General features: G+C 49.1%; 18 protein-coding genes. 17 read left to right on the plus strand and 1 reads right to left on the minus strand.

Going from position 1 to position 26153, the window contains the following annotated elements:
- Positions 1–42 precede the first annotated feature (42 nt).
- From KQJ23_RS04550 to KQJ23_RS04595, 10 genes are all read left to right on the plus strand, one after another.
- Positions 43–3687, plus strand: coding sequence for a PA14 domain-containing protein (locus KQJ23_RS04550; RefSeq protein ID WP_216477501.1), 3645 nt, complete (start codon positions 43–45; stop codon positions 3685–3687).
- On the plus strand, positions 3680–6253 hold the full coding sequence (locus KQJ23_RS04555; RefSeq protein WP_216477502.1) for an S-layer homology domain-containing protein: 2574 nt from the start codon (positions 3680–3682) through the stop codon (positions 6251–6253). Before KQJ23_RS04550 ends, KQJ23_RS04555 begins: the two co-directional genes overlap by 8 nt.
- A 108-nt stretch (positions 6254–6361) precedes the next feature.
- Entirely contained in the window at positions 6362–8743 is a 2382-nt protein-coding gene (locus KQJ23_RS04560) for a family 43 glycosylhydrolase (RefSeq protein ID WP_216477503.1), read from the plus strand.
- Between the two features lie 170 nt (positions 8744–8913).
- Entirely contained in the window at positions 8914–9678 is a 765-nt protein-coding gene (locus KQJ23_RS04565) for a sulfite exporter TauE/SafE family protein (RefSeq protein ID WP_216477504.1), read from the plus strand.
- A 54-nt stretch (positions 9679–9732) separates the two neighbouring features.
- Positions 9733–10692, plus strand: a complete 960-nt coding sequence (locus KQJ23_RS04570) for a helix-turn-helix transcriptional regulator (protein ID WP_216477505.1) — start codon at positions 9733–9735, stop codon at positions 10690–10692.
- Between the two features lie 86 nt (positions 10693–10778).
- On the plus strand, positions 10779–11306 hold the full coding sequence (locus tag KQJ23_RS04575) for a VOC family protein (protein WP_216477506.1): 528 nt from the start codon (positions 10779–10781) through the stop codon (positions 11304–11306).
- 93 nt (positions 11307–11399) lie between these two features.
- Positions 11400–12395 (plus strand): LacI family DNA-binding transcriptional regulator, encoded by a 996-nt coding sequence (locus tag KQJ23_RS04580; RefSeq protein WP_216477507.1) that lies wholly within the window; start codon positions 11400–11402, stop codon positions 12393–12395.
- A 308-nt stretch (positions 12396–12703) separates the two neighbouring features.
- Positions 12704–14071, plus strand: a complete 1368-nt coding sequence (locus tag KQJ23_RS04585; protein WP_249529501.1) for a family 8 glycosyl hydrolase — start codon at positions 12704–12706, stop codon at positions 14069–14071.
- 451 nt (positions 14072–14522) lie between these two features.
- The gene (locus KQJ23_RS04590; RefSeq protein ID WP_216477508.1) at positions 14523–15158 is read left to right on the plus strand and encodes a glycoside hydrolase family 11 protein; all 636 of its coding nucleotides are present in this window, start codon (positions 14523–14525) and stop codon (positions 15156–15158) included.
- A 124-nt stretch (positions 15159–15282) separates the two neighbouring features.
- On the plus strand, positions 15283–16125 hold the full coding sequence (locus tag KQJ23_RS04595; RefSeq protein ID WP_216477509.1) for a formylglycine-generating enzyme family protein: 843 nt from the start codon (positions 15283–15285) through the stop codon (positions 16123–16125).
- A 126-nt stretch (positions 16126–16251) separates the two neighbouring features.
- Here KQJ23_RS04595 and KQJ23_RS04600 read toward each other — a convergent pair whose 3' ends face one another.
- The gene (locus tag KQJ23_RS04600; RefSeq protein WP_216477510.1) at positions 16252–16818 is read right to left on the minus strand and encodes a TetR/AcrR family transcriptional regulator; all 567 of its coding nucleotides are present in this window, start codon (positions 16816–16818) and stop codon (positions 16252–16254) included.
- 197 nt (positions 16819–17015) lie between these two features.
- On the opposite strand from KQJ23_RS04600, the gene KQJ23_RS04605 reads away from it, so the two are divergent.
- The 7 genes from KQJ23_RS04605 (at position 17016) to phnE (ending at position 26148) form a co-directional block, all read left to right on the plus strand.
- Positions 17016–17717 carry an ABC transporter ATP-binding protein gene (locus KQJ23_RS04605; RefSeq protein WP_216477511.1) on the plus strand — a complete coding sequence of 234 codons (702 nt, stop codon included), beginning with the start codon at positions 17016–17018 and terminating at the stop codon, positions 17715–17717.
- Between the two features lie 3 nt (positions 17718–17720).
- Positions 17721–21308, plus strand: a complete 3588-nt coding sequence (locus tag KQJ23_RS04610) for an ABC transporter permease (protein WP_216477512.1) — start codon at positions 17721–17723, stop codon at positions 21306–21308.
- 352 nt (positions 21309–21660) lie between these two features.
- On the plus strand, positions 21661–21978 hold the full coding sequence (locus KQJ23_RS04615; protein WP_216477513.1) for a DUF1806 family protein: 318 nt from the start codon (positions 21661–21663) through the stop codon (positions 21976–21978).
- Positions 21975–22652, plus strand: a complete 678-nt coding sequence (locus tag KQJ23_RS04620) for a PIG-L family deacetylase (protein WP_216477514.1) — start codon at positions 21975–21977, stop codon at positions 22650–22652. The genes KQJ23_RS04615 and KQJ23_RS04620 overlap by 4 nt, the downstream gene beginning before the upstream one ends.
- A 682-nt stretch (positions 22653–23334) precedes the next feature.
- Complete coding sequence (locus KQJ23_RS04625) at positions 23335–24435, plus strand: phosphate/phosphite/phosphonate ABC transporter substrate-binding protein (RefSeq protein WP_430522276.1); 1101 nt, start codon at positions 23335–23337, stop codon at positions 24433–24435.
- 119 nt (positions 24436–24554) lie between these two features.
- Positions 24555–25340 (plus strand): phosphonate ABC transporter ATP-binding protein, encoded by a 786-nt coding sequence (gene phnC / locus KQJ23_RS04630; RefSeq protein WP_216477515.1) that lies wholly within the window; start codon positions 24555–24557, stop codon positions 25338–25340.
- A complete protein-coding gene (gene phnE / locus KQJ23_RS04635; protein ID WP_216477516.1) occupies positions 25333–26148 on the plus strand; it encodes a phosphonate ABC transporter, permease protein PhnE in 816 nt (271 codons plus the stop codon). The genes phnC and phnE overlap by 8 nt, the downstream gene beginning before the upstream one ends.
- The last annotated feature ends 5 nt before the right edge of the window (positions 26149–26153 follow it).

Here is a 26153-nt window from a genome sequence, read left to right on the forward strand (position 1 = left end):
AGTAGAATGGCACTAAAGATGAGAAGGGAGGATATTTATCTTATGGGAATAGGTAAAATCTTGAGGAAGCCTTTACTTGTCGTTATGATCATTCTACTGTTCTTGCCTTACAGCTTCACGTCAGCTTTGGCAAAGGAGGAAGCCTCTCCGGCCGTTCATGGGTTGAAAGCCGAATATTACACTAATTCCGGGGGGCCCAACTGGAACTTCGGCGCTCTAAAAGCAACCGTAATTGATCCGCAGATTTATTTCCCCAACTTCGAAAGGATACTTGAAAATTTAACCGGGCAAAACGATGATGTCAGCGTAAGATGGACAGGGCGAATCACACCGGAATTCACGGAGGATTATACGTTCTGGATGGTTGGCGATAACGGGTTCAGATTATGGATTGATAATCAATTGGTCATCGATTTCTGGGTGAACGAATGGGATAAGGAGAAGGCAAGCAAGCCCATCCCGCTGGAGGCTGGGAAATCATACGATTTCAAAGTGGAATATTTCGAGGACATAGGCGGGTCGAACCTGTATTTGCGCTGGAGTAGTCCAAGCGTGCCAAAACAAATTGTTCCGCAGGAGGCATTCACTTTACCGGCTGATTATGTTTATAACGGCCCTGTTTATGGAAGCGTTTTCCCTGACGGCATTACTGCGGAGCTTGGCTTTGCTGAGGAGGTTTCTCTTGAGGAGCATGCAAAGGATCAACTTTCCGTCAACGTGCAGGGAGTGAGTTGGCCGATTCAAGCGGTCGCATCAAAATCCGGCGATCCAACGACCATCGTGTTGACCTTTGAGTACCCCGTGTATTCCAAGGATGCTCCGGTTGTCAATGTGTCTTACGACGGGGGAGGTGCCCTGAAGTCCGTTAAAGACGGAAAAGCCTTTGAAGAGTTTTATTTCAGCATGAAAAATCAGTCGGAGTTCAAGATACAAACGCCATGGGCCGACGACGTAGATCCTGAACTTCCGCTTCCAGAGTACCCTCGGCCGCAAATGGAACGTGAGCAATGGTTGAATTTGAACGGGAGCTGGGAATTCCAGGTTGCCAAAGAAGGAGATTCGGTCCCGACCGGACAGACTTTGGAAGAACAAATCCTGGTTCCATTTGCCGTTGAATCCCAGCTCTCCGGAATTGAAAGAAATGAAAAATTAATGTGGTATAAGCGAAACTTCGAAATTCCGAAGGATTGGGATGGACAACAGGTGTTGTTGCACTTCGGCGCTGTCGACTATCTGGCGACGGTTTATGTGAACGGCGAAAAGGTAGGCAGCCATAAGGGCGGATTCACCTCGTTCAGCTTTGATATTACGAATTATTTGGCAGCAGGAGAAAATGAAGTCATTGTCCACGTGTTTGATCAGACCGACGATGGAGGCGAGCAAATTGTCGGGAAGCAAACTATCGTAAATCCCGGAGGAATATGGTATACGCCTACTTCAGGGATTTGGCAGACCGTCTGGCTAGAGCCTGTCTCGCAATCTTACATCGAGCGGATGGATATGGTTCCGGACATTTGGAAGGATCAACTGGAGCTAAAGGTGGATGTCCATAACAGCGAAGGGAAAACAGTAGAAGCGATCGCCTACAGTGATGGGGTTGAGGTTGGCAGGGTCAGCGGTGCAGCAGGCGAGGCTTTGTTAGTACCGGTCCCTGATTCCAGATGGTGGTCGCCCGATGATCCTTTCTTGTACGATTTGAAAGTCACCCTCAAAGACGGTGGAAGGAATATCGATGGAATTGACAGCTATTTCGGGATGAGAGAAATAAAGCTGGGTGTCGTTGATGGAATTCAGCGTCCGCTGTTAAACGGCGAATTCGTGTTCCAAATGGGACCGCTTGATCAAGGCTTTTGGCCGGACGGAATCTATACGGCTCCGACGGATGAGGCTTTGAAATATGATATTGAAACCGTGAAGCGTCTGGATATGAACATGATTCGCAAACACATCAAAGTCGAGCCTGCCCGCTGGTATTATTGGGCGGATAAATTGGGCGTAGTGGTTTGGCAGGATATGCCGAACGGAAGGAGCAACAGTGAAGGCGCGAAGGCTCAATTTTATAAAGAATTCGATGAGATGGTAAGCCAACTGCAGAACTCCCCTTCGATCGTGACGTATGTTGTGTTTAACGAGGGATGGGGACAGTTCGACCAGGGAGGTCCCGAAACAAGGAAAGCGATCGCTCATGCTTTGGCAGCGGACCCGACCCGGTTAATCATGGGGGCGACGGGATGGCATGATGCGGGAGGCAAGAATAATGAATTCGACGATGCGGCCGGACACTTCATCGATGTGCACAGTTATCCGGCTCCGAACTCTCCGACTCCCACGAAGAACAGAACGGCGACGCTTGGAGAATACGGCGGGCTGGGCCTCCATGTTCCCGGCCATGAGTATAGTCCACTAGTCTTCTCCTACCAATTAATGAAGGATAAGGAGCAGCTTACGAACCAATATATCCAGTATATCAATACGCTTAAAAATCTGAAGAAGAGTCCGGGGCTGAGCGCGGCGGTCTATACTCAGATTTCCGACGTGGAGTATGAAATCAACGGCTTGCTATCGTATGACCGCAAAGTCGAGAAGCTGGACTTTGAACGCGTGGCGGCTGCGCATCGGGAATTGATCGGAAATATAAACAAGACCGACTTGCTTCGTGCGATTCAACAGGCAAAGAACGTGCTTGACCATGCAGTCGCAGGGAATGAACCTAACCAGTATCCGCAAGAAGCCATAGACGAGTTCACTGGCGAAATCGCGGCCGCTCAGCAAGTCTATGACAACGCAGCAGCAACCTCCAGTGAGATCAAACAGCAAATTGCGAGCTTGGAACAATCGCTGGAACGGTTCTTATCCAGAGTCATCGATCCGATTCCGGCCAAGGCGGTTACGGATCAGTTTGATGGCGATCAATTGGACGCGGGGTGGACGATTATCAGGGAGAACCGCCAGCAATGGTCGCTTACGGAAAATCCCGGAGCCTTGACGTTAAACGCAACATTCGGCGAATTGCATGAGCGGACGAATGATCTTCAGAATGTGTTCCTGAGGAATGCAAGCTCGGAAGACTTTGAGATCATCACGAAGGTGCATGCCGCAGTAGCCAGTAACTATCAACAAGCCGGGTTGCTCGTCTATGAAAATGATGATAACTATGTGAAGCTGGGGCATGTCTGGGATACAACCGGCAGCACCGGAAAATCGCTAGAGACCGCCTATGAGGTGAACGGTTCTTATTCTAAGCCGGCACATATGGCTAGCCATCCGGGAAGCGATACTATTCAATTAAAAATCAAGAAGCAAGGCGATGTATATTCGACGTTTTATTGGGATGGCGCCAACTGGAAGGCAGCAGCGGATCCGATTACGGTAACGCTGAATAATCCGAAAGTCGGTCTCTACGCCATACCTTCCGGGGGGAATGGGACTCCGACGAAAGCCACCTTCTATTACTTTGCTATCTTGGAAGATACCGGCGGTACCGATACGAATTACGATGTTAACGGAGACGGCCGTTCCAGCGTAGCAGACTTGGCAATCATCTCTTTGTATTATGGAGCCGCAAGCGATGATCCTAGCTGGGAAACGATCAAGGGAGCGGACCTGAATCGGGATCAAGTAATAGATTCCAAAGATATCGAACTCATGATGAATCATTTGTTTGAAAGGATGAACGCGCATGAATAAGCTGTTGAAAACGTTGATGGCGCTTGTCATTTTAATCGGAACAATCAGTGTGCAGTCCCATGTTCGTGCCGCGGAACCAACAATAGAAGAAGCTGAACGGGGGACGCTGAGCATGGAGCAGACGGTGATTGAGCCGGGCCAGCCGATTACCGTTCATTACACAGGGGCTCAAAACGCTAAAGATTGGATCGGCCTTTATCGCTCAGACGAAACTCCGGAAAGCAATACGCCTTCCCAGAAATGGGCCTACGTTCAAGAAACTCCCGATGGAATCATCACCATTTCAGACGCTAGCGAGGGCGAGGCCATAGCCCTGATGGACTTGGCGCCAGGCGATTATTACTTCGCACTTTTACTTAACGATGGGTATGAAGAACACGCTGATCGTCTGGAATTCCAGATCGTGAATAAAGCAGTAACGCAATTGAAGGTCATTCCGGAAACGGTGAAGCTGCAATTGAACGAGGAGGAGAATAATGTACAGCTGCAAGTTGAAGCGGACTATGCTGTGAGTGAAACGTTGAATGTAACGGCAGCCGACGGGATTCAATATGTCAGCAATGATGAACTAGTGGCGACGGTTACTTCAACGGGTCTGGTGGAGGGTGTATCAGAGGGTACAGCGGTTGTAAGCATTACTTATGAAGGCAAATCTGCAGAGGTTGCGATTGCGGTAGAATCGACGCCTGACTCTAATCCAGAGCCCGAGCCAGAGCCGGGGGCGGCCAGCTTAACAGGCAGCGACAGCGTGAAGGGCGGCTCAACGGTCGAATTGATCTATGCTTTGCAGGATGTGGCGGACAATCAATTTGAGCAGATTTATGCTCAGGGCCTATCCTTGAACTTTGATCCCGCATACCTGGAGTTTAAAGGGGTTGACTCGCTGAGAGGCGATGACCTGATGGTCTCCGCTAAAGAGAATGCTCCTGGAAAGATTCATGTGCTTGCTGCAAGTAAAGGCATCGCGCAGGATAGCCATGGCGAGTGGCTGAAGTTCAAATTGGCTGGAAAGGCAAATACTTCGGGCGATACGCAGGTAACGCTGAGTAATATCGTTATTGCGAACGGAACAGGCAGCGAATACGCGGTACCTGATGCTTCGCATCAAATAACGGTCAAGGATGAGGGCATGGCCGATATTGCGGTTGAAAGTATTACGATTAACGGAGCTTCGGCCATTACCACAAAAGGCGGCACAGCCCAAATGACAGCCGTTGTATTGCCGGAAAACGCTACGAATAAAGCGGTCGTCTGGTCTGTAACGAACGGCACCGGCAAGGCAATCATCAGCCCGTCCGGGCTGTTAACGGCAGTAAGCAACGGTACAGTTACGGTGAAGGCGACAGCTCAGGACGGTTCCGGCGTTGAGGGGACGAAGGCTGTGACCATCAGCGGCCAGACATCTACCGGCCCGGGTCCGAGCGATCCAGGATCAAGCTCTCCGGGTTCAAGTGGTTCCGGCTCACAGGCTCCAAGCACTCCGACACCGCCAAAATCGAATCTAGAGATCGTGGGGAATAAAGCGATTGTTGCTTTAGATCAGAAGAATCCATCGGCGTCGGTTCCTGTAGAAGAGCTCAAGGACTTCGACCTGGAATTGAGGGCGGACGGTGCGTCGCTGACGATTTCTGCCGCAACGATCAAATACTTGTTAAGCCAAGCGCAAAATCTCGTCGGGGCTGTGCTCGAGGCCAGCATTAACCCGGTCGCAGATGCGGATAAGGATGCGCCGGTTTCAGGCGGAACGGCCCGCATCAAGGCTGCGGGTCAGGCTTATCAATATAACCTGCTGCTGCGCACGGCGGACGGCAAGCAAATCAAGCTGGACGCGGCTAAGGAAGGATTAGATCTGGTCCTGGATTATGAGGCGGGTGTTGACGAGAGCCTTCTGGGAATCTATGCATACAACGAAGCAGCCCGTCAATGGGAATACGTTGGAGGCGTGATTGACCCGGCTTCCAAGCAAATTAAAGCTTCATTGGACCGTTTAGGCTCAATAGCTGCATTCGAATATTCGAAGTTGTTCGAGGATGTGCCTGCCAGTCATTGGGTATCCAGAACGCTGCAGGTTCTGGCTGCCAAGCACATTGTCAAAGGGACCGGCGATACGCAATTCTCACCGAATGGCCAGACAAATCGCGCCGAATTCACCGCGTTGCTGGTCAGAGCCTTAGGCTTAACGGCAACAAATCAAGCGGTGCCGTTCCAAGACGTATCCTCGAATAAATGGTACACATCCGAAATTGCCGCAGCTTACCAAGCTGGCTTGATTACCGGGATTTCGCAAACCCATTTCGCGCCGGAGGCGGAGATCACTCGCGAACAAATGGCGGCATTGCTTGTTCGTGCTTACGAATATAAGCTCGGCGACATTCTGGCGACAGGCGATGAACTGGCGGCATTTTCAGATCGCGCGCAAGTATCCGACTGGGCGCAAGGCGAGCTGAGCAAAGCTATAGCGGCAGGCATTATGCAGGGCAAGGGAAATGGACTCTTCCATCCAGGCTCCGAAGCCACCCGTGCAGAGACCGCACAAGCAATCTATAACCTGCTTCTTGGCAGATAAGTAATACAGGCAGCCTGCCAGACTCGTGTTATGAGTTTGGCAGGCTATTTCTTTTTTCCTGTCAGACGATCCTTGCTTGTGAACTCTTTTATAGTGGGAGGAACGTAAATGAATAGGCTGTTAAACATGCTGATAGCAGTTATACTTATCGCAGGAGCATTAAGCTTGCATGGGAATGTTCAAGCGAAGGAATCCAGGATGGAAGGTCATGGGCTCTTGGGGGAATTTTTCAGGTGCGTGCCGAATCCGAACAACCGGGAAGATATCGCGGTGTTTACTTTTGATGATTTTCGCGGAGAAAAGGTGATCGGCAATTTTCATGGAGATTCGTTCACGGGCATTTTCAATCAACTTACCGGCTCCCCTGATTATAATACGGCACGCTTTACGGGGACGATTGTTCCGCAATACAGCGAGGATTATATTTTTCACATGGTGGGCGACGACGGGTTCAGATTATGGATTGATGGGGAATTAATGATTGATTTCTGGGAACAGAAGTGGGAGAAACCCCAACAAAGCTCCCCGATTTCCTTAGTGGCAGGTCATAATTACGATATCAAGATCGAATATTTACAAGGCTGGGGAGGGGCGTGGCTTAAATTGGAATGGGAAAGCGACAGCCAGAAGAGGGAGGTCGTGCCGGAGGCGGCGTTGTATCTGCCGCAAGAACGGATGCTTAACGCCAAGAGAAGCGACCTGGACCTGGAAGTGCAAAAGGCAGCCTATTTGTCAGAGAATCATGCGGGCCAAGTGCCGGATCGTATAACCGCTCAATTGAGATCTGCCGCAGCTGATGCGGATCAATTGCTTCAAGCCTTGGAAGAAATGCAGATCACTGAGCGAGAGAAAGTAAAACTATTAACTGCCGCGATTGAGAAGGTATATGTCTCCCGTTCTGACTTCATGAAGGAGACGGGTACGGCCGCGTCCACCGTCTTTAATAAATTCAGCAACCCGCTGTATCAAGGGCAGGACCCGTTCGTAGCCTATAAAGACGGTTTTTATTATTTCGTATCTTCAAGCAATCTGGATTCGAACAATAAGATCTATGTATCTAAATCACGCACTCTGACCGATCAGGGCGAGAAAATCATGGTGTTTGATTCCAGAGGGACACAGACGCGGATTTTTGCGCCGGAAATCTTTTTTATAGATGGGAAATGGTATATTTATTACTGTGCGGATATCGATGAATTCGGCTATAGACATATGGCGGCCGTACTGGAATCGGTGACCGATGACCCGCAAGGTGAGTATGTGAGCAAGGGTGTCCTTTATACTGGCGTTGACGGGGACTACAGGCAAGCAAATGACATTACCGTGTTCCAGCATGAAGGCCAGCTTTATGCGGTTTGGGGCACCTTGGGCAGCGGGGAACCGATCGGTCCGGCGATTGCTCCGATGGATAATCCCTATACGATTACACAAGATCGTTCGATCCTCTCGGGAGGCGGCGGAGAAGGCCCGCGTGTACTGCAAAAAGGCGGCCGAATTTTTATTACGACCTCGGAAGGCGACTATCAGTCCAATGGTTACCGCTTATCGTACTTTATGTATAAAGGCGGGGATGTTCTGAGCGCGGATTCATGGAGCTTCACCAGAGACGTATTCGGCTCGACGAAGGATGTCTCCGGCCCGGCCAGAGCCGGCTTTGTTCAATCCGTTGACGGCACGGAAGATTGGATGATCTACCATTCGCGCGTGTACAAAGATGCAGAACGGAATTGGTGGCGGCAGGTGAACATTAAAAAGTTCGACTGGAATGAGGATGGCACGCCGAACTTCGGCCAGCCTGCTTCCCCATACGAGTGGCAGGAGCTTCCTTCCGGCGATTTAGGCCAAGGCGACATGTATCAAGCTGAAGAAGCCATCTTTTTCGGCGAGGTGAAGCTCGATGATAGCCATATGAATTACCAGGGATCAGGCTATATCAACCTGCCGAACAAAGTGGGGGCTGAAGTCAGCTTTATCGTCAATGCGGCAGAGCAGGGAGATTACATCGCAGGTATAAGATATGCCTATGGGGCGGCGGTAAACGGGGAATCCACCAACCATCCTACGGTGCAATTGCCTGAAAGAGCAAAGATCGATGTATATGTAAACGGCGAATATGCCAAAACCATTACCCCGGACAAAACGGCGGTCAGCTGGAATGAATGGTTTACCGCTTCCGAGCGGTTAACGCTGCAACAAGGCAAAAATGTCATCAGCTATCGAATAGATAATGGCTCTATAGGAAACGTGAACGTGGATTATATTACGGTATATAAAGCGGATGTTCCTAACCCGGGCCCGGACGACGATTTATTGGGAGATATGAATGCGGACGGAAAAATAACCGTAGGCGATCTTGCCATCATCTCAACTCATTATGGTAAAAATGCATCCGGTTCCGACTGGTCAACGGCGCAAAAAGCGGACCTCAACAACGATGGCTTGATTGATGAAACAGATATTGAGCTTTTGATGGAAATTATGAACCGTTAGCTGTGTTTCATAAGACCCGCCAAGCATTTATTACGACGATATCAGCGGGGCGGAACGGTTTGAGGAGCATGTTACATTCGATAACCTTGAAGCTTTGTGTAGCGGTGATCTGACGGAAATCAGGAGGATTAAATGCAGGGAGGATTAGCAGCGAAATAATGGAACTTTTTATGAAAAATTTTAATTTTCTAGCGCTATTGGATTTGACTCAGGTTCAATTGATAGTAGTGATTATCGCCGCGTTTTTAGTGGGCTTCTCCAAGACAGGGATCGGCGGCGTAACTATGCTTGTGATCCCGGTTCTTGCGAGCTTCTTTGGCGGAAAGGACTCTACGGGAATTTTGCTCCCGATGCTGTTGGTCGGAGACGTAATCGCTGTCTGGTCCTACCGCAAGAGCGTGAATTGGAAGAACGTGTTTGCGCCTCTGCCTTGGGCTTTAATCGGTATGTTAGTCGGCGCCGTTGTCGGGAATGTGATCAGTGACCAGGTATTTATCATCTTGATCGGAACCATCGTCTTATTCTGCTTGGGCATTTTAGGGTACGCGGAAAAGAAGGGAAAGAACTTTAAGGTGCCCACCGGCACATGGTTCTATATCACAGCGGGGATTTTAAGCGGATTCGCTACCATGATCGGAAATGCTGCCGGCCCGATTTTCAGCGTCTACTTGCTGGCCCTCGGGTTGCAGAAAAATCATTTCATGGGAACCAATGCGTGGTTCTTCTTTATCATCAATTTTATCAAGCTTCCTGTTCAGATTTTTGCATGGCATAATATCGGGCTGCATTCCTTCACGTTAACGGCGGTGATGTTGCCGGTCATCGCGGCAGGAGCGGTTTTGGGACTCTTTGTCATCAAGAAAATTAACGAGAAATTTTTCAGGATTCTGATCATTTCCATGACAGCTCTATCGGCACTAAGACTATTTATATGAACAGGGGTCTCTATTCACGAATCTCGCAATGAAATGATGTTGGGAGGGTGCCTATTGGCAAAGAACGACAATATGCTGGCGATTTTGTGGATGCTTCATTCAGGGGCAAAAATAACGGCAAAGCAAATAGCCGAAAAACTGGAGATTAATATTCGCACCGTGTATCGCTATATGGATTCGCTCTGCGCCAGCGGAGTTCCGATTGTATCCGATGCGGGACAGAACGGGGGATACAGCTTGCTGAACGAGTTTATCCATGCCCCCTTGTTGTTCGACTTGGAGGAACAGAAGGCACTGCTTCATGCTGCCGTATTTGCCAACGAAGCGGGGTATCCTTTCAGCGAGTCACTTAACCAGGCAACTCAAAAATTGAAGATGTACGCGAACCGGGATCAGGAGAGCACTCTTAATCGCCACTTGGCGGGCTTTGAAGTAATCCATCGGGATATTGCTGCGTCAGTGAAGTTGACATTGGAGGAACTGGAGCAGGCTATAGCCAATGAAGCTGCCGTAGAAATTGAATACCATACCAGTCATGAGGCACAGGCCAAGAAAAGAATTATTGATCCATATGGAATGTTATATTGGAACAATAAATGGTATGTGGTCGGATTTTGCCGTCTTCGGGGCGGAATCAGGAGCTTTCGAGCGGAGCGGATTGTTCGGATCGAGCGGACGCAAATAAGGTTTGCGCGACCGGCGGATTTCTCTGCGAAGGAGTTTTTTATGCAAAATCTCTTGCCGGACGTGGAAGGGAAGGAAGGATTAGTATCGCTGGTTATTGAAGGCAGGTCAGAAGCTTTGGACGATTTATGCATCCATTGGTTTTTAGGCCATCATTTGACGGAGCGGACGCCGCAGCAAGCCGTTTTTTTAATTGATGAAGGAGCGCTTCAAGCCTATGTGCCTTACTTCCTTCTCTCTTACGGAAAGGTTATTCAGGTGGCTCAACCCCAAAGCTTAAGGAATAAGCTCGCTTTAATTGCTTCGGATTTAATGAAGCATTACCAATAATAATTACAGCTTCACTGACAGGCTCTGTCAGTGAAGCTGTTTTATGATTAAGGACAAATTCACCTATTAATCAAGGAGGAATTATAATGACGGATAACAAGCAGTATAAGGGCGTGTCAGGTAACTATACGAAGAATGGAACTCCGGATGGATTCACATCCATCACGCCGTTTATCGTAGCGGACAATCCTTCGAAAGCCATCGAATTCTATCAAACCGTGTTCAATGCAAGAGTGAAGGATATCACCGAATTTAAAGATGAGAACGGCGGCACGTTCATTGCTCATGCGGAATTGGACTTTGGTAACGGCTTGTTGCAGCTGGGAGCCGCAAATCCGGACTATAAATTGTCCTTGCCGCCGGATGATGACCATGCGTGCTATTCTCTAGGCATTTACGTTGCCGATGTGGATCAGGTATTTGAACATGCAGTTGCACAGGGCGCAAAGGTCAGGGAGCCGATTGCCAACTTTGTGTCAGGCGACCGATACGGGAGCATTTTAGATCCTTGCGGCGTAAGATGGTCCATTATGACCCGGGTGGAGGATTTATCGGAGGAAGAGAGCGCCCGCAGAATCAGAGAATGGGCGGAGGCAGGTGATAGACAGGGATAAAGGATATGCTGGAGCACATCTTGCTATCAAAATTGAATAATCGGCTAAAATATGGTATTCCTAGATAAATAGATGATTTCGGGGGACCAGACGATGAAGGTCAGTATCTTTGATGTAGCCCAAAAATCGGGCCTATCCGTAGTTACCGTTTCAAGAGTGCTGAATAATTCCTCCTCTGTCCGGCAAAAGAACAAGGAGAAGGTGCTGCAGGCGATGAAGGAGCTCGATTATCACCCGAATGCTGCGGCAAGAAGTTTGGCAAGAGGCAAGACGGGGATCATTGGACTGACCCTCACGACGCTGGATGATTCCTTCTTTGATGCTGTCGTGAACGAGATGAATGAAAGGCTGATGGAGTGCGGCTATTATTTGGCCCTTTCGGTTTCCAGAAGTTATGCTGACAGAGTCCACCGTCCATTGTTCGCAGAGGATCGGGTGGATGGGGTTATCCTGCTGTCCCTGTCCCCGGCGGATGAGGAAGCGTATATTCATGATTTGATGAAAAAGAATATTCCGTTCGTCATGATCGACAATTCGAATCATAATCACGCTGTGAATTCCATAATCGTCGATAATTTCAAGGGAGGCTACGAGGCAACCAGGCATCTGATCGGGCTTGGGCATACGGAGATTGCTCATATTGCTGGCCCTGAGCATTTTTTAAGCAGCCGTGAGCGGGAACGAGGCTACCTGGCGGCGCTTGCCGATTCGGGCTTGGAGCCGCATCGGGTAGAGCGGGGAGCCTTCGAGATTCCCTCGGGATACCAGATTGCCATGAAGTGGATCAAGGAAGGGAGGCTCCCTTCAGCCATCTTCGCTGCGGATGATTATATCGCTATCGGAGTGATGGATGCTTGCTTGAACGAAGGGATCTCCATCCCTGGCGGCGTGTCCATCGTCGGGTTCGACGATCAGGTGCTGGCGTCGGAGTTCCGCCCGATGCTGACAACCATTCGGCAGCCGGCAGATAAAATCGGGAAGGTGGGAGTTGATTTGCTGCTTGCGGCAATTAAAGATCCAGACAAGGAGCAGGTAACGATACAGGTCGATCCGGAGCTGGTTATTCGTGAATCAACCGCACCTAGATAATCATAGGCGGTAACAGGGTTTGCTGTTTGACAGCAGGTTCTTTTTTTCGGACATCCGGTCTTAATAAAGATAAATGATACGTCAGACCTAATTATGTTAAAGCGCTTTAATTTTCGTTGACAGAACCTTCAATGAGCTACTACAATTATAGTGATTACAGGAAATTATTGGTTGAAGACATCCAGAGTTCTTTCATATAGCAGGCAGTATTTCTATTTAGGAAGGAGAAGGGAGGTAGTTTTCAGCCTAAAAGTTAAAGCGCTTAAACATTTAGGATAAAGACCAATAATCCAATATGAGAGGCAGTGATGATCATTATGGGATTCCGTCATGGTAAGAGACGTCATTTTGGAGTAACAGTGGTCGTGCTTGTGGCATTGTTGGCTGGATTATTTCCTGGAACGGCAGGCATCGGTTCCGCGGCCTCAATCACAAGCACAGAGCTACGCCCCTTTCCGCAGCACGTGACATATACGGCAGGTACGATTAAGCCGAATCATGTCACGCAGACGCAAATGGACGCTGAGGTCAAGCTACTCTATAACGAATATAAGAAGAAGTATATCAAACAAAATCCGTATAACAGCAATCAATACTATGTGTGGTATAACGATGGGGGCTGGAACGGAGATGCGATCACCGTGTCCGAAGCCCATGGCTATGGCATGATGATTACCGCCTTGATGGGCGGACATGATTCACAAGCGAAGACTTTGTTTGACGGGATGTATCGTTATTTCCGGGCTCATCCGAGCTCACAGAGCCCGGACCTGATGGCTTGGCAGCAGGCCAACCGCAACGGCAGTATCGTAGATATTAATGGAACGAACTCAGCCATTGACGGTGACATGGATATCGCGTACTCGCTGCTGCTAGCCGACAAGCAATGGGGAAGCAATGGAACTATTAACTACCGTGCAGAAGCCATTAAAGTGATCAATGCAATTCTGAATAGCGAGGTTCACCCGGTTCATTATCATTTGCAGTTGGGTGACTGGGTGCAAATCTCGGGGACTAATCCGGATTACCGCAACGCGACACGTCCATCGGACTTCATGCTGCAGCATCTGAAGGAATTCTATCAGGCTACGGGCGATGCACGCTGGCTGCTCGTGATAAATACGACTTACAATATCATCGAAGACGTATATGCCAGCTACAGCCCTTCAACCGGCCTGCTTCCGGATTTCGTATATCGCGACACGAACGGGAAATACAAGCCTGTCTCGCAATTTACCTGGAACACCCCGGACGGGTACTTTCTGGAATCGGAATTTGACGGAGATTATAATTATAATTCTTGCCGGACACCATGGCGAATCGGGACGGATTACTTGGTCACCGGCAACAACAGAGCGCAGCAGCAATTAACGGCACTGAATCAATTCATCACTGCCAAGCATGACGAACCGTGGGAGGTCTGGTCGGGGTATTCACTGGATGGACAGACTAAGCTTAGTCCATGGGATGGCGGCATGGACTTTACCGCTCCATTGATGGTTAGCGCGATGATCTCAAGCAATAATCAGCAATGGCTTAACGACCTGTGGGATTATCATACGAATGCCTCCAACCCAACGGCCTTGGAATGGAATTATTACTACGGCAACTCGATCCGTCTGCTCAGTATGATCGTCGCTTCCGGCAACTGGTGGACGCCGACGGGGGCTAACTAGAAATCGGCATTTAAGTTCAATCCTCGGAACGGCGAGGAATCGGGGAGAACGTATGAAATCATGCGTTCTCTTTTTTATGCTGTGTAATTCATGAGTGTTGGGACCGGGATGAGGATGGACCCATGTACGTTAGCTCCCGCTGCGTAAGCTTGCCTTGATCAAGTTTTTGAATATAGAGCCGTAAAATTAAGCGTACTCTTCAGCATTTGGCTGCAGGGTGCGTTTTTTAACTCTTTCCTATTAAAAATGTAAAAAATAGAAGGTATAACCTTTAATTTGCAAAGTGTAATGTATGCGCTTACCTTCTATAATTTTCTAATAAAGGAGGTGATAGTAAGATGAGGTGCGGATATGCTCCGGGATAAGGACAATGCCGGAAAAGAAGGCAACCGTAGTTTCGCGCAGGTGAATCATTTGTAATCCAATAAAACGATTTGAGGAGGTAGTTTTCATGTTCGGGTTCAATAAGAAACTTTTGACCTTATGCCTTGCAGCTTCGATGAGTTTTGGCTTGTTTGGAGCAACCTCAAATGCAGCGACGGACTACTGGCAAAACTGGACCGACGGCGGCGGAACCGTCAATGCGGTCAATGGATCAGGCGGGAATTACAGTGTCACATGGAGTAACAGCGGAAATTTTGTTGTAGGCAAAGGTTGGGGCACGGGATCGCCGAATCGGACGATCAACTATAATGCCGGCGTCTGGGCGCCTTCCGGGAACGGATATCTGACGCTCTACGGATGGACAAGAAATTCACTCATCGAATACTACGTTGTTGACAGCTGGGGCACGTATCGGCCTACCGGAACGCATAAGGGCACCGTGACCAGTGACGGCGGCACCTATGACATCTATACTACGATGCGGTACAATGCTCCTTCCATCGACGGGACCCAGACCTTCCAGCAATTTTGGAGTGTCCGTCAGTCGAAGCGGGCAACGGGCAGCAATGTAGCTATCACTTTCAGCAACCATGTCAACGCTTGGAAGAGTAAAGGCATGAACCTGGGCAGCAGCTGGTCTTACCAGGTGTTGGCGACAGAAGGATATCAAAGCAGCGGGAGTTCCAACGTAACGGTGTGGTAAACGATTGATCCTTGAATACAGAGGCCGTTCGGTCTCCATTGCCGGCGGCCTTAATGCTTTCAGCCAAAGCTTCTGCATAACTGCTGGAATATAGTAATTCTATTTTCCCGAAGGAGACCTATCCATGAGAAAGCTGATCATTTTCCTGCTAATAGAATTAATGATTGTTGTCAGTGCTTGCTCGCAGGGAGGGGCCGAGAAGGATGACGGCTTGGTATTCATCAAGGGAGGTGCTTTCCTGAACACAAGGTCCAACTACCATGGAGGAGACGCAGTTCTATCAGGCTTCTATATCGGAAAATATGAGGTGACTCAAAAAGAGTGGGTAGAGATTATGGGAACCAATCCCTCCCAATTTATTGGCGGCAATTTGCCGGTTGAAGGAGTGAGTTGGTACGATGTGGTAGAGTACTGCAATAAAAGGAGCCTGCTGGAGGGCTTGGAGCCCCATTATAATATAGACAAGAATACAAAAGATCCTAATAACAAGAACGAGCACGATTCTGTAAAGTGGACAGTCACGGTAAATGAAGGAGCTAACGGTTACCGTTTGCCGACAGAAGCGGAATGGGAATATGCCGCAAGCGGCGGCCAACTGAGCAAGAGCTACAAGTACAGCGGCAGCAATCAACCGGATGAAGTGGCCTGGTATTGGAGAAACGTTGGGGAAGAATATTTATCCGGAGACTGGAACTGGCCTGCGATCGAAAATAACCGGAGTCAGACCCAACCAGTCGGGGGCAAGAAGCCCAATGAATTGGGGCTCTACGATATGTCTGGCAATGTGAGAGAGTGGTGCTGGGATTGGTATATAGACGATTCGGACGATCTTGGCGGTTCTTTTCGGGTAGTCAGGGGCGGCGGCTGGATTGGCGAAGTTGGCAGCAGCGAGCTGTCTTACCGGGGTAAATTCGACGCAAACGGATTTGGGCCGGATCAAGGCTTCCGTGTGAGTCGTAATGAATAGAGGGAGGAGAGGGAAAGAGCAATCTGGCCCTCCAAAAATGAGGTTGCCCCAGTCCGATCAGGACATTTGGGACAGCCTCATTTTTGTATGGTTGCCCAGTCCGGGCTTCACGCTAAATAGACAGATTCAGTCTAGAACGTACTGGAAGGCCATAGCATATAGAATCTCTGCCATTTCTCTTGCGGATTTATTATGACCGTACTTTAGCCAATGCTGTATAAGTCCGACGCTTCCGTTCACAATGAATATAAAGTAGGATTCTTTCGTATCCATCGTTCCATCGGGCTCCGCATATGGATTAATGCCGGAATGTTGGTAAATAAGTGTGAACAACTGCTTCTGGAATTCCAAGTCGCCTTGTTCACTCATTAATACTTGAAGGTAATTACTGTTCTGAACAAAGTAATGAAAGATCTCCTCCAGAAGCTGCAAGGCTTCCTGCTTGTTTGTTTTGTGCTTAAATCCAGAAATCATTTCCTTCGCCCAGGATAGAGTGTCGTCCTCGATCTTGCGAAGCAAATCATATTGATCTGAATAATGCGCATAGAAGGTAGTCCGGTTAATGTCTGCCCGTTCACATAATTCCTTTATCGTAATTTTATTGATCGGTTTCTCTCTCATCAGCTCAATAAGACTGTCTTGAAGCACCATCCGGGTATACCGCCTTTTGCGGTCAAGCTTCACTTCATTCATGTCTTGGTTATCCTCCTTCCAATAAAATCATACACGATGTTTTTAATCCAACATATTTATAGGAAGTGTCGTAAAATTAACGTTTTGAAGTCAACTGATGGTTGTAAAAACAACACGTTGTCTTTAAGCTATTATATTAACAGATAAAAGTCAATGGGTTGCGTGTTGAATCAACCTTTGCAAAAGGAGAGAATCAAGTGGCATATATCGAATTCAACAAGGTCATCAAGGAATACGCCTCAGAGGGCGTTGCAATTCGGGCATTGGATGATGCGAACTTTTCGATTGAAAAAGGCGAGCTTGCCGTCATATTGGGGGCTTCCGGAGCCGGTAAAACGACGGCGCTGAATATCCTGGGAGGCATGGATACGGCGTCGACCGGCGATGTGATTGTGGATGGCGAAGTCATTTCGAAGTATAACCAGAAACAACTGGTAGGCTATCGCCGTACGGATATCGGTTTTGTATTCCAGTTTTACAATCTGGTTCCGAACCTGACGGCATTGGAAAATGTTGAGCTGGCGGCCCAGATTTGCGAGAACTCCCTGAGTGCTTCGGACACGCTGGATAAGGTAGGACTTGCCGACCGCAAGAACAACTTCCCCGCTCAATTGTCCGGAGGGGAGCAGCAACGGGTATCGATCGCCCGGGCATTGGCCAAAAATCCCAAGCTACTGCTATGCGATGAGCCTACTGGAGCCCTGGATTACAATACAGGCAAGCAGATCCTGCAGCTTCTTCAGGATACATGCCGCCGGGAGAAGATTACGGTGCTCCTGATTACGCATAATTCTGCAATCGCACCGATGGCAGACAAGGTTATCCATTTTAAGAGCGGCAAGGTGGTCAAGACTGTTCACAATGAGCAGCCGGTACCGATTGCGCAGATTGAGTGGTAAGCGATGAACAAGGCCTATCAAAAAGACATCCTGCGTTCGATCAAGAAAGGCTGGAAGCGATTCTTATCTATAACGTTCATCACAGCGCTCGGCGTGGCCATGCTGACCGGTCTATACGCCGCTTGTCTCGATATGTATTATTCGGCAGATAAATTTTATGATAAGCAGCAGTTATTCGATATCCGGGTGATGTCCACCCTTGGATTAACAGATGAAGACCTGAATGCACTTACTCAAATTGACGGAATTGAGCAGGCAGAAGGCGGATATAGCGAGACGATTTACACCGATGTCGAAGGTATCCGCAAGAGCACTGAAGTCAAGATGCTTAGTCCGAAGGGCTTGAATGCGCCTCATTTGCTGGAGGGAGCCTTACCGAGTCAAGCCGGTGAAATTGCCGTGACGAAGAAGTATTTAGAAGAAAGCGGCAAGTCAATCGGTGATACCCTGATACTGAAGGAAGATACGGAGGAAGGCGAAGATAAGAAGATCGAGTCTCCGGCAGCGGCGGATCAAAAGGATGCATCTACAGATGAAGGCGGTACGCTGGATCAAGATTTGGAGCTCGACGTGGAGACGGATCTGGAGGATGAGGAAGCTTCCAGTCTGGTGAGATCAAGCTTTAAGATCACAGGTGTTGTCCTGGACCCGATGGATATTCAGGGAAGCGGAGCAGGTAATATTTTCCGGGCCAATACTTCTACGGACTTTATCTTTTTTGTAACTGCCGATGATGTGGACCATAAGATTTATACGGTTGCGTATCTGGTGTTGGCGGGAACGAAAGAAATGGACACTTACTCCGAAGAATACGATCAAGTTGTGCAGGCCGCTATCGGCCAGATTGAAAGCCGAATCAAGTCACAGCGGGAGCAGGCACGATATGAATCGGTACAGGAAGAAGCGCGCTCAAAAATAGAAGATGCCGAAATAACCATGGACGAGAAGTTTACGGAGGCAGATCAGAAGTTTGCTGATGCATGGGACGAAATCTCATCCGCCAGAGAGGAATTGGCCGATGGCGAGGACAAGCTTGTCCGTGAAGAGAAGAATGCAGCACAGCAAATTGCGGATGCTCGTGCCACCATTAATAGCTCGAAGAAGAAGCTGGCTGAGGCGGAGAAGCAATTGGCCGAAGGTGAAGCTCAGCTTGCCAAGGGAGAAAGTGAGCTGAATGCCAATGCCCAGAAGCTGAAGGAAGGCAGAGAGCAACTGGTCAAGGAGCGCGAACAGGCGGAAGCGAAGCTTGCTGCGGCTGAGCAACAGTTGAAGCAGGCGCAGGAGCAATTGGATGCAGGGCGCGCACAGCTCGAGCCCCAGGTTGCTTCGCTGAAGGCTGCCTTTGGCGACTATTGGCCGGAGGAGCAATGGGACGCTTTGGTGAATGCGGCTGCTGCTTTGGCTGCGAACGGTGCAAATGATCAGGCGATCGCAACAGGCACCGGGAAAGAGAGCACAGCGCTCGCTGCTGCCCTGCCTGCACAAGGCGATGCTGCTGTTCAGGCCGCACTCGGCATGGGCAAGATCATCGGCGGCCAGCAGGCACTTGATCAGCAGAAGAGTGCCTTTGCGGAGCAGCGGGAACTCGGTGAACAACAGCTCGCAGCAGCGGAGGCAGAACTGAAGGCCGGGGAGAAAGAGATTGATACAGCCCGCCAAACCATCGAGTTGAAAAAGGCCGAGATGAAAGCCGGAAAGGCCGAACTTGCCAAAGGAAAGACAGAACTCGCCGAAGGTGAAGCCAAGCTGGATGCTGAGGAAGCGGAGGCGAAGGATAAAATTGCCGATGCCCGCCAGGAAATCGCAGAAGGCAAGGAAGAGCTTGCCGAGGGTGAGGCGGAGCTAAAGGAACAAGAGCAGGAGTATGCGGACAAAAAGGAAGAAGCCGAGCAGAAGCTGGCTGACGCCTACAAGGAACTGGATAATCTGGATATGACTCAGTGGTATGTTCAGGACCGCACGTCGATTGACAGCTTTTCCAGTTTGAGCAGCGATCTGTCCTCTATTGAAGCGGTCGGAAAGGTATTTCCGGTTATTTTCCTGCTGGTTGCCATTCTTATGAGTCTTACGACGATGACCCGGATGGTGGAGGAGGAACGCGGACTGATCGGCACGTATAAAGCCATGGGCTTTGGAAATGCGGCGATCTATCGCAAGTATATTCTTTTTGCGCTGTTGGCCTGCCTTTTGGGTGGTGTCCTGGGCGATCTGTTTGGCTTTGTGTTTATGCCGAAGTTCGTAGCTGTTATCTTGCGGGATCTGTATACTCTGCCATCCTATGAGTTGCAGTTCGATCTGGTCTATGGCCTGGGAGGCGTGCTGCTGTTCATCGTCGGAATTGTCGGTGCTACTGTGCTGGCTTGCCGCAGTGAACTGGTTAAAATGCCTGCGACGCTTATGCGTCCCAAGGCGCCGCGGGCAGGCTCGCGCGTCTTTCTGGAGCGAATTCCAGCCGTCTGGAACCGGCTTAAATTTTTGAACAAGGTAACGGTCCGGAATTTATTCCGCTACAAGAAACGCCTGTTTATGACGATTGGCGGGATTATGGGCTGTACCGCTCTGATTCTCTGCGGGTTTGCCATTAAGGATTCGATCGCTGATTTGGCGCCGAAGCAGTATGAGCAGATCAACCGTTATGATTTGATGGCCGTATTCGAAGATGATGCGAACGATGCGATTGTCGGGGAGATGGCTGCAGATAGCCGGGTTAAGGACACGGTGAACCTCCGGATTGAGAGTGTCAAGGCAATCAATAAGAACGAACAGGGCGAAAAAGTGCAGTTAATGGTTCTTTCTGAGCCTACTGCCCTCAGAGATTATATTCGTATTGAAAATCTGGCCGGCAAGCAGATTGATCCGGATGATGAAGGGATTATGATTACCCGCAGTGCAGCACGGATCCTGGGACTTTCATCGGGAGACGCCCTTTATTTGCAGGATATGAATCTGATGCAGCGTGAAGTCGTGGTCTCGGATGTAATTCAGAACTATCTGGGAAATAACGTCTACATGACCCAGTCGCTATATGAGAAGCTGTTCGGTTCTTACGCTCCGAATGCCGTGATGGCTCACTTAACGGACATTCCGCGCGCTGACCAAGCTGCCTATGCGGATGAGCTGCTGGAGAATGACTCTGTTCTCTCCTCCGTAAGCACGGCGGCTCTGATCGACGAATTCGGATTTGATCTGATTAATGCTGTGGTGCTGCTGATCACTGCGATGGCAGGCGGCTTGGCATTTGTCGTGCTGTTCACGCTCTCGAACACAAACATTTCAGAGCGGGCACGGGAGCTTGCCACCATCAAAGTACTTGGATTTTATGATAAAGAGGTACATTCATACGTGAACAAGGAATCGTTGATCCTAACGCTCATTGGTATTCTTGTCGGATTGCCGGTTGGAAGAATTCTGAGCGGATTCTTGACCACAGCACTCAACATGCCGTCGATGTACTTTGCCGTACATGTCCAGCCGATCAGCTATCTGTTCTCAGCCGCGATTACCTTCTGCTTCGCGATTATAGTCAACCGCATGACGAATCGCACCCTAAACCGGATTAACATGGTGGAAGCGTTGAAGAGCGTGGAATAGAAGCTGTATCCTTTATAAATTGAAGAAGCCCTTCCGGAAAGCTGCTATGGCAGACCGGATGGGCTTTTTTTGAAGAGAGGAGTTTTTGTCCTTTGTATCGAATGAGGTTTACAGATGTAAAATTAATTAGGGTGAGGTTTCCGTATTAGATACAATCTATGATCATTTGTTGAAATCCAATATCACTGATCAAAATATCCGCACCCAGCATGTTCATAGAATTCTTACAAATGCCAAGGGAAACAAGGGTAATCGTACATAGCTCTCGGTGCTATAATAGAATGGTTGAACGAACATGAACCTCTCTAAGAACGAGACAGATGATTTTGAGTAAAGAAGGTAGAAAGACGACATGAATTCATTTGATCGGCAACAGGTAGAAAATGAACTGCGGAAGTTTGTTGGGGGCAAGGTATTTGTGCATAGTGAGGCTACGTCTTATGTGTTTGTCCGAAACTTCAGGATGAACTTGAAAGAAGCGCGTGTCGCCGGGGGAGAAAGAGGCTCATTCCGCGTAGCGTTTCGCTTTGATGAACAGGGCTGGCTGCGCATGGAAGGATTGACCCATTATGAGGTCGACTCGGAAGGACATTTGCTATTGGCTGGCTACGATGATCATGGCCGTATGGATGTGGCGCTCCATTTGGGAAGGGAGGCATTTCCCGAATGAAAGAGGACTTGCTAGGGGCAGGTAAAAAGCTGCTTGCCGTATTCGCGCATCCTGACGATGAGACATTTATTTGTGGAGGTACTTTGGCGAAGTATGCCGCTGCCGGGGCCGAGATTACATTGATCAGCGCCACGCGCGGAGAAATGGGACGCCGCATGGGAAATCCGCCATATCTGAACCGCGAGACGATTGCGTCGGCACGGGAACAAGAGCTGCGGGAGGCTTGCCGCCATCTGGGCGTTGCCCATCTTCATTTTCTGGATATCCGTGACAAAACGGTAGAATTCATTGAAGAAGCGGAGCTTACCGCTCGAATTGAGAAGTACATCCGTGAGATCGAGCCGGACGCGGTGCTGACCTTCCATGAACAATGGGGAGGACATCCCGATCATTGCGCGATTGGCAGAGCTACTCGCATTGCCTATGAGCAATCAGGCTGTCAGAGCGGTCTCTATTATATTTCCTATGGAAATATGATGGCTGCACCGGAGCGGTATGGCTACACGCGCAAAGATGTTGTGAAGATTGATATTTCGGAGCAATTCCGGGCCAAGCTTGCAGCCTTTCGGGCACACCGCTGTCAATCGGAGCTGGATGCATGGGTATGGCTGCCGGATGCCGAAGCAATCGCCCAGTTTGGAAAGCATGAATACTTCGTCAGACATCAGGCATGATTATCGTAAGGGGCCGTCCCGAAAGGCCGTCAAATCAAATGCCAGCGTTGCCGGACTTTTGTGCGAAATATCAGCCAACATTTTGAACGAAATATCGATCAAACTCTTCCAGTCGATGGCGTCAAGGAGCAGTTATATACGAAAATTCGTACAAAAAGCATTTGCGCCGCGCCGCGGCCACTTCCTAAAAACACAAAAAGCCAGATGGGAAATATCACCTTTTCCTTTCGGCTTTTTTGTGTTCAGGGACTTTTGGGGCAGCCCCTTTTTTTGTTGCCATTTAAGTTGAACTTAATAAGCAACGTAGAAAGGGCAAAAGTGTGAAGTGTGCCGAAGTGAAAGCCTTCTGAAAGAAAGTTACTTCGGGAGCACAAGCTCGGAAGCGTTCACCTTTGTGAGCGGATCTCTACCCTATGATGGTTTAGTTCAGTCAGAGAAATCCGCGAACAACAGCGATCGTAAGCACACTTCACACGTTGCTCCTAGCGTTCATTTTTTAGTTCAACTGATATAGATTGAGATTTGTTTTCGCAAGGTCAACGCTATGTAAATGAACGCTTCAAAATTTTTACAGGCAGATAATCATTACATAACAAAGGGCTTGTATGATGAATTTGGGTTTGCAAACGAGAAGCAAAACAACCGGCGAATCCGAATTATAAAAAAGTGGGGGTATTTGATAGTGAGAAACAGATGGATGTTAACTGCTGTATTTGCATTAGGCGTAGGCCTTCTTGCGGGATGCGGCTCTAACGGAAACACGGCAAATAACGGAGCGGCGGCGGATAATACGACTCCTGCCCCTCAGACGAATACGGCGCAAGAGGCAACGCCTTCTGCAACAGAGATCAAGGAGCTTAAGGTCAGCTTTGTTCCTTCCAAGGACCCGGACCAAATCATTACGGCAACAGATCCACTGAAGGATCTGCTGAAAGAGCAATTGGCTACGGAAGGCTATAATGTGGAAAAGGTTACGATCGATGTAGGCACGACTTATGAGGCGGTTGGCGAGGCGTTGACGGCAGGGACGACGGACATCGGGTTCATCCCGGGCGGAACGTATGCCCTGTACGATGACGGTGCAGATGTGATTCTGACTGCTACCCGTGCAGGTCTGTCCAACGATTCTGACAATCCGAAGGATTGGAACGATAATAAACCGACGGCACCTACAGACAAGCAAGCAACTTACTACCGTTCAATTGCCATCGCCGGCCCAACGGATAAGGGTAAAGAGCTGGCTGCAAAGGTGAATGCAGGCGAAGCCTTGACCTGGGAAGACCTGGACAGCGCGAACTGGGCGGTAATGTCGACTTCTTCTTCCGCGGGTTACATTTACCCGACATTGTGGCTTCAAAAGAACTACGACAAGAGCATTACAGATTTGAAGCATGTGGTGACTTCGGACTCTTACGGAAGCTCGTTTGCCCGTCTGGCGGCTGGTCAAGTGGATATTATTGTGGTCTTTGCTGATGCAAGAAGAGATTATGAAGAAAAATGGACTACCGAATTCAGCCGTTCCGCTTCGATCTGGGATGAGACCAATGTGATCGGAGTTACGCAAGGAATCTATAACGATACGATCAGCGTAAGCAAAAACTCTCCGCTGATGGATGATCAATTCAAGTCTGCCCTGCAAAAGGCTTTCATTGCTATTGCTCAAACAGACAAAGGAAAAGAAGTTATCGCCGTGTACAGTCATGAAGGCTACCAGGAAGCAAAATCCTCAGATTACGACAACGAGCGCAAGGCTCAAGAGCTGATCAAAAGCCAAAAGCAGTAATTCAGGATCAAGGCGAGAAGGTTAGAAGGAAGCTTTGGAATGAAATGAGTGCATCATGGCAACGTGATGCCCTCATTTTTTCACGTTTTTACGCAGACTAAAGGATCGGAGCTTATGCCATGATTGAATTCAAACAGGTGGAGAAGAAGTACGCAAACGGAACCACAGCCCTGAAAAATATTAATCTGTCCATCGAGCAGGGCGAATTCGTCGCCATCATCGGTCTCTCCGGGGCGGGGAAATCCACACTGATCCGTTGCATTAATCGAATGCATGAGATTACCGGAGGCCAGCTCCATGTGGATGGCGTAGATGTAGGGAAGCTGAAGGGCAGCCAGGTTCGCCGGTTCCGCCGGAGAATAGGCATGATTTTTCAATCCTTCAATCTGGTGACAAGAACTTCCGTAATCAAGAATGTACTGGTTTCCTTTGTCCCTGATCTGCCGCTATGGCGCAAGCTGACCGGAATCTTCACGAAGGATCATAAGATCAAGGCGCTGGAGGCATTAGATAAAGTAGGTATTCTCGATAAGGCCTATATACGTGTGGATCAGTTGTCAGGCGGTCAGCAGCAGCGGGTAGCACTTGCGCGGACGCTTGCCCAGAACCCGGATATTATTCTGGCGGATGAGCCGATTGCCTCGCTTGATCCGGTGACGTCCAGGATGGTTATGGATGATTTCAAACGGATCAACCAGGAGATGAACATCTCGGTTATTATGAATATTCACCATGTCGAGGTAGCACTGGAATATGCCGACCGCATTATTGGCATTCGTCAGGGTGAGGTTGTCTTTGACGGGGAGGTCTCCGGTGTCACTACGGCAGTGCTGGGCGAAATTTACGGCGGCCGTTTTGAGGAGGAAATGTCGGTCCAAGCGGAGGCAGGGATTGCTTATGTATGACAAGCTATTTCCGCCTAAAAAGGTTATTCTTCCGAACGGAAAAATCGTTTTGGAGAAACGCTCCCGTACGCCGCTGATTCTATTGCTCATCATTGTTGCAGTTGCTCTGTCCGTGGAATTTACGAATTTTGATTTGAAAGTGTTGTTTGTGCGAATAGGCAAGCTGTTCGGGATGATCGGCGAGATGTTTCCGCCGGATTGGGCGTACTTTCCTAAATTGTGGGGAGCGCTTGTAGATACCCTGCAGATGTCGCTTATCGGTTCCATGATCGGCGCGCTGCTTGCACTGCCTATAGCGATCTTGGCATCCTCCAATGTCGTTCCGAACCGGTTAGTGACAGCTTTCTTTAAGATTGTTCTGAGTCTGCTGCGCACCTTGCCAACCCTGGTCACAGCTTTAATTGCCACCTTTATTTTTGGTCTGGGACCAACCGCGGGCGTTGTAGCGATTTTGCTGTTTACGCTGTCCTATGTAGGCAAGCTGCTGTATGAGCAGATTGAAAATGTGGATATGGGTCCATTTGAAGCGATGGAGTCCATCGGTATGACAAGAATTCAGGCATTCCGCTATGCCTTGTTTCCACAGGTACTGCCAAGCTATTTGTCGAATTCGTTGTTCTGCTTTGAGGGAAATGTACGTTATGCGGCGATTTTGGGATACGTGGGTGCGGGCGGGGTTGGCCTGTTGATTAAAGAAGATTTGGGCTGGCGTGATTATCAGAATGTGGGGATGATCATTTTAGCGCTGGTAATCACCGTCTATCTGATCGAGACGACTAGTGAGCATTTCCGTAAAAAGCTGATTTGATGAAA

This window comes from Paenibacillus brevis, assembly GCF_018919145.1.
Classification (GTDB): Bacteria; Bacillota; Bacilli; order Paenibacillales; family Paenibacillaceae; genus Fontibacillus; species Fontibacillus brevis.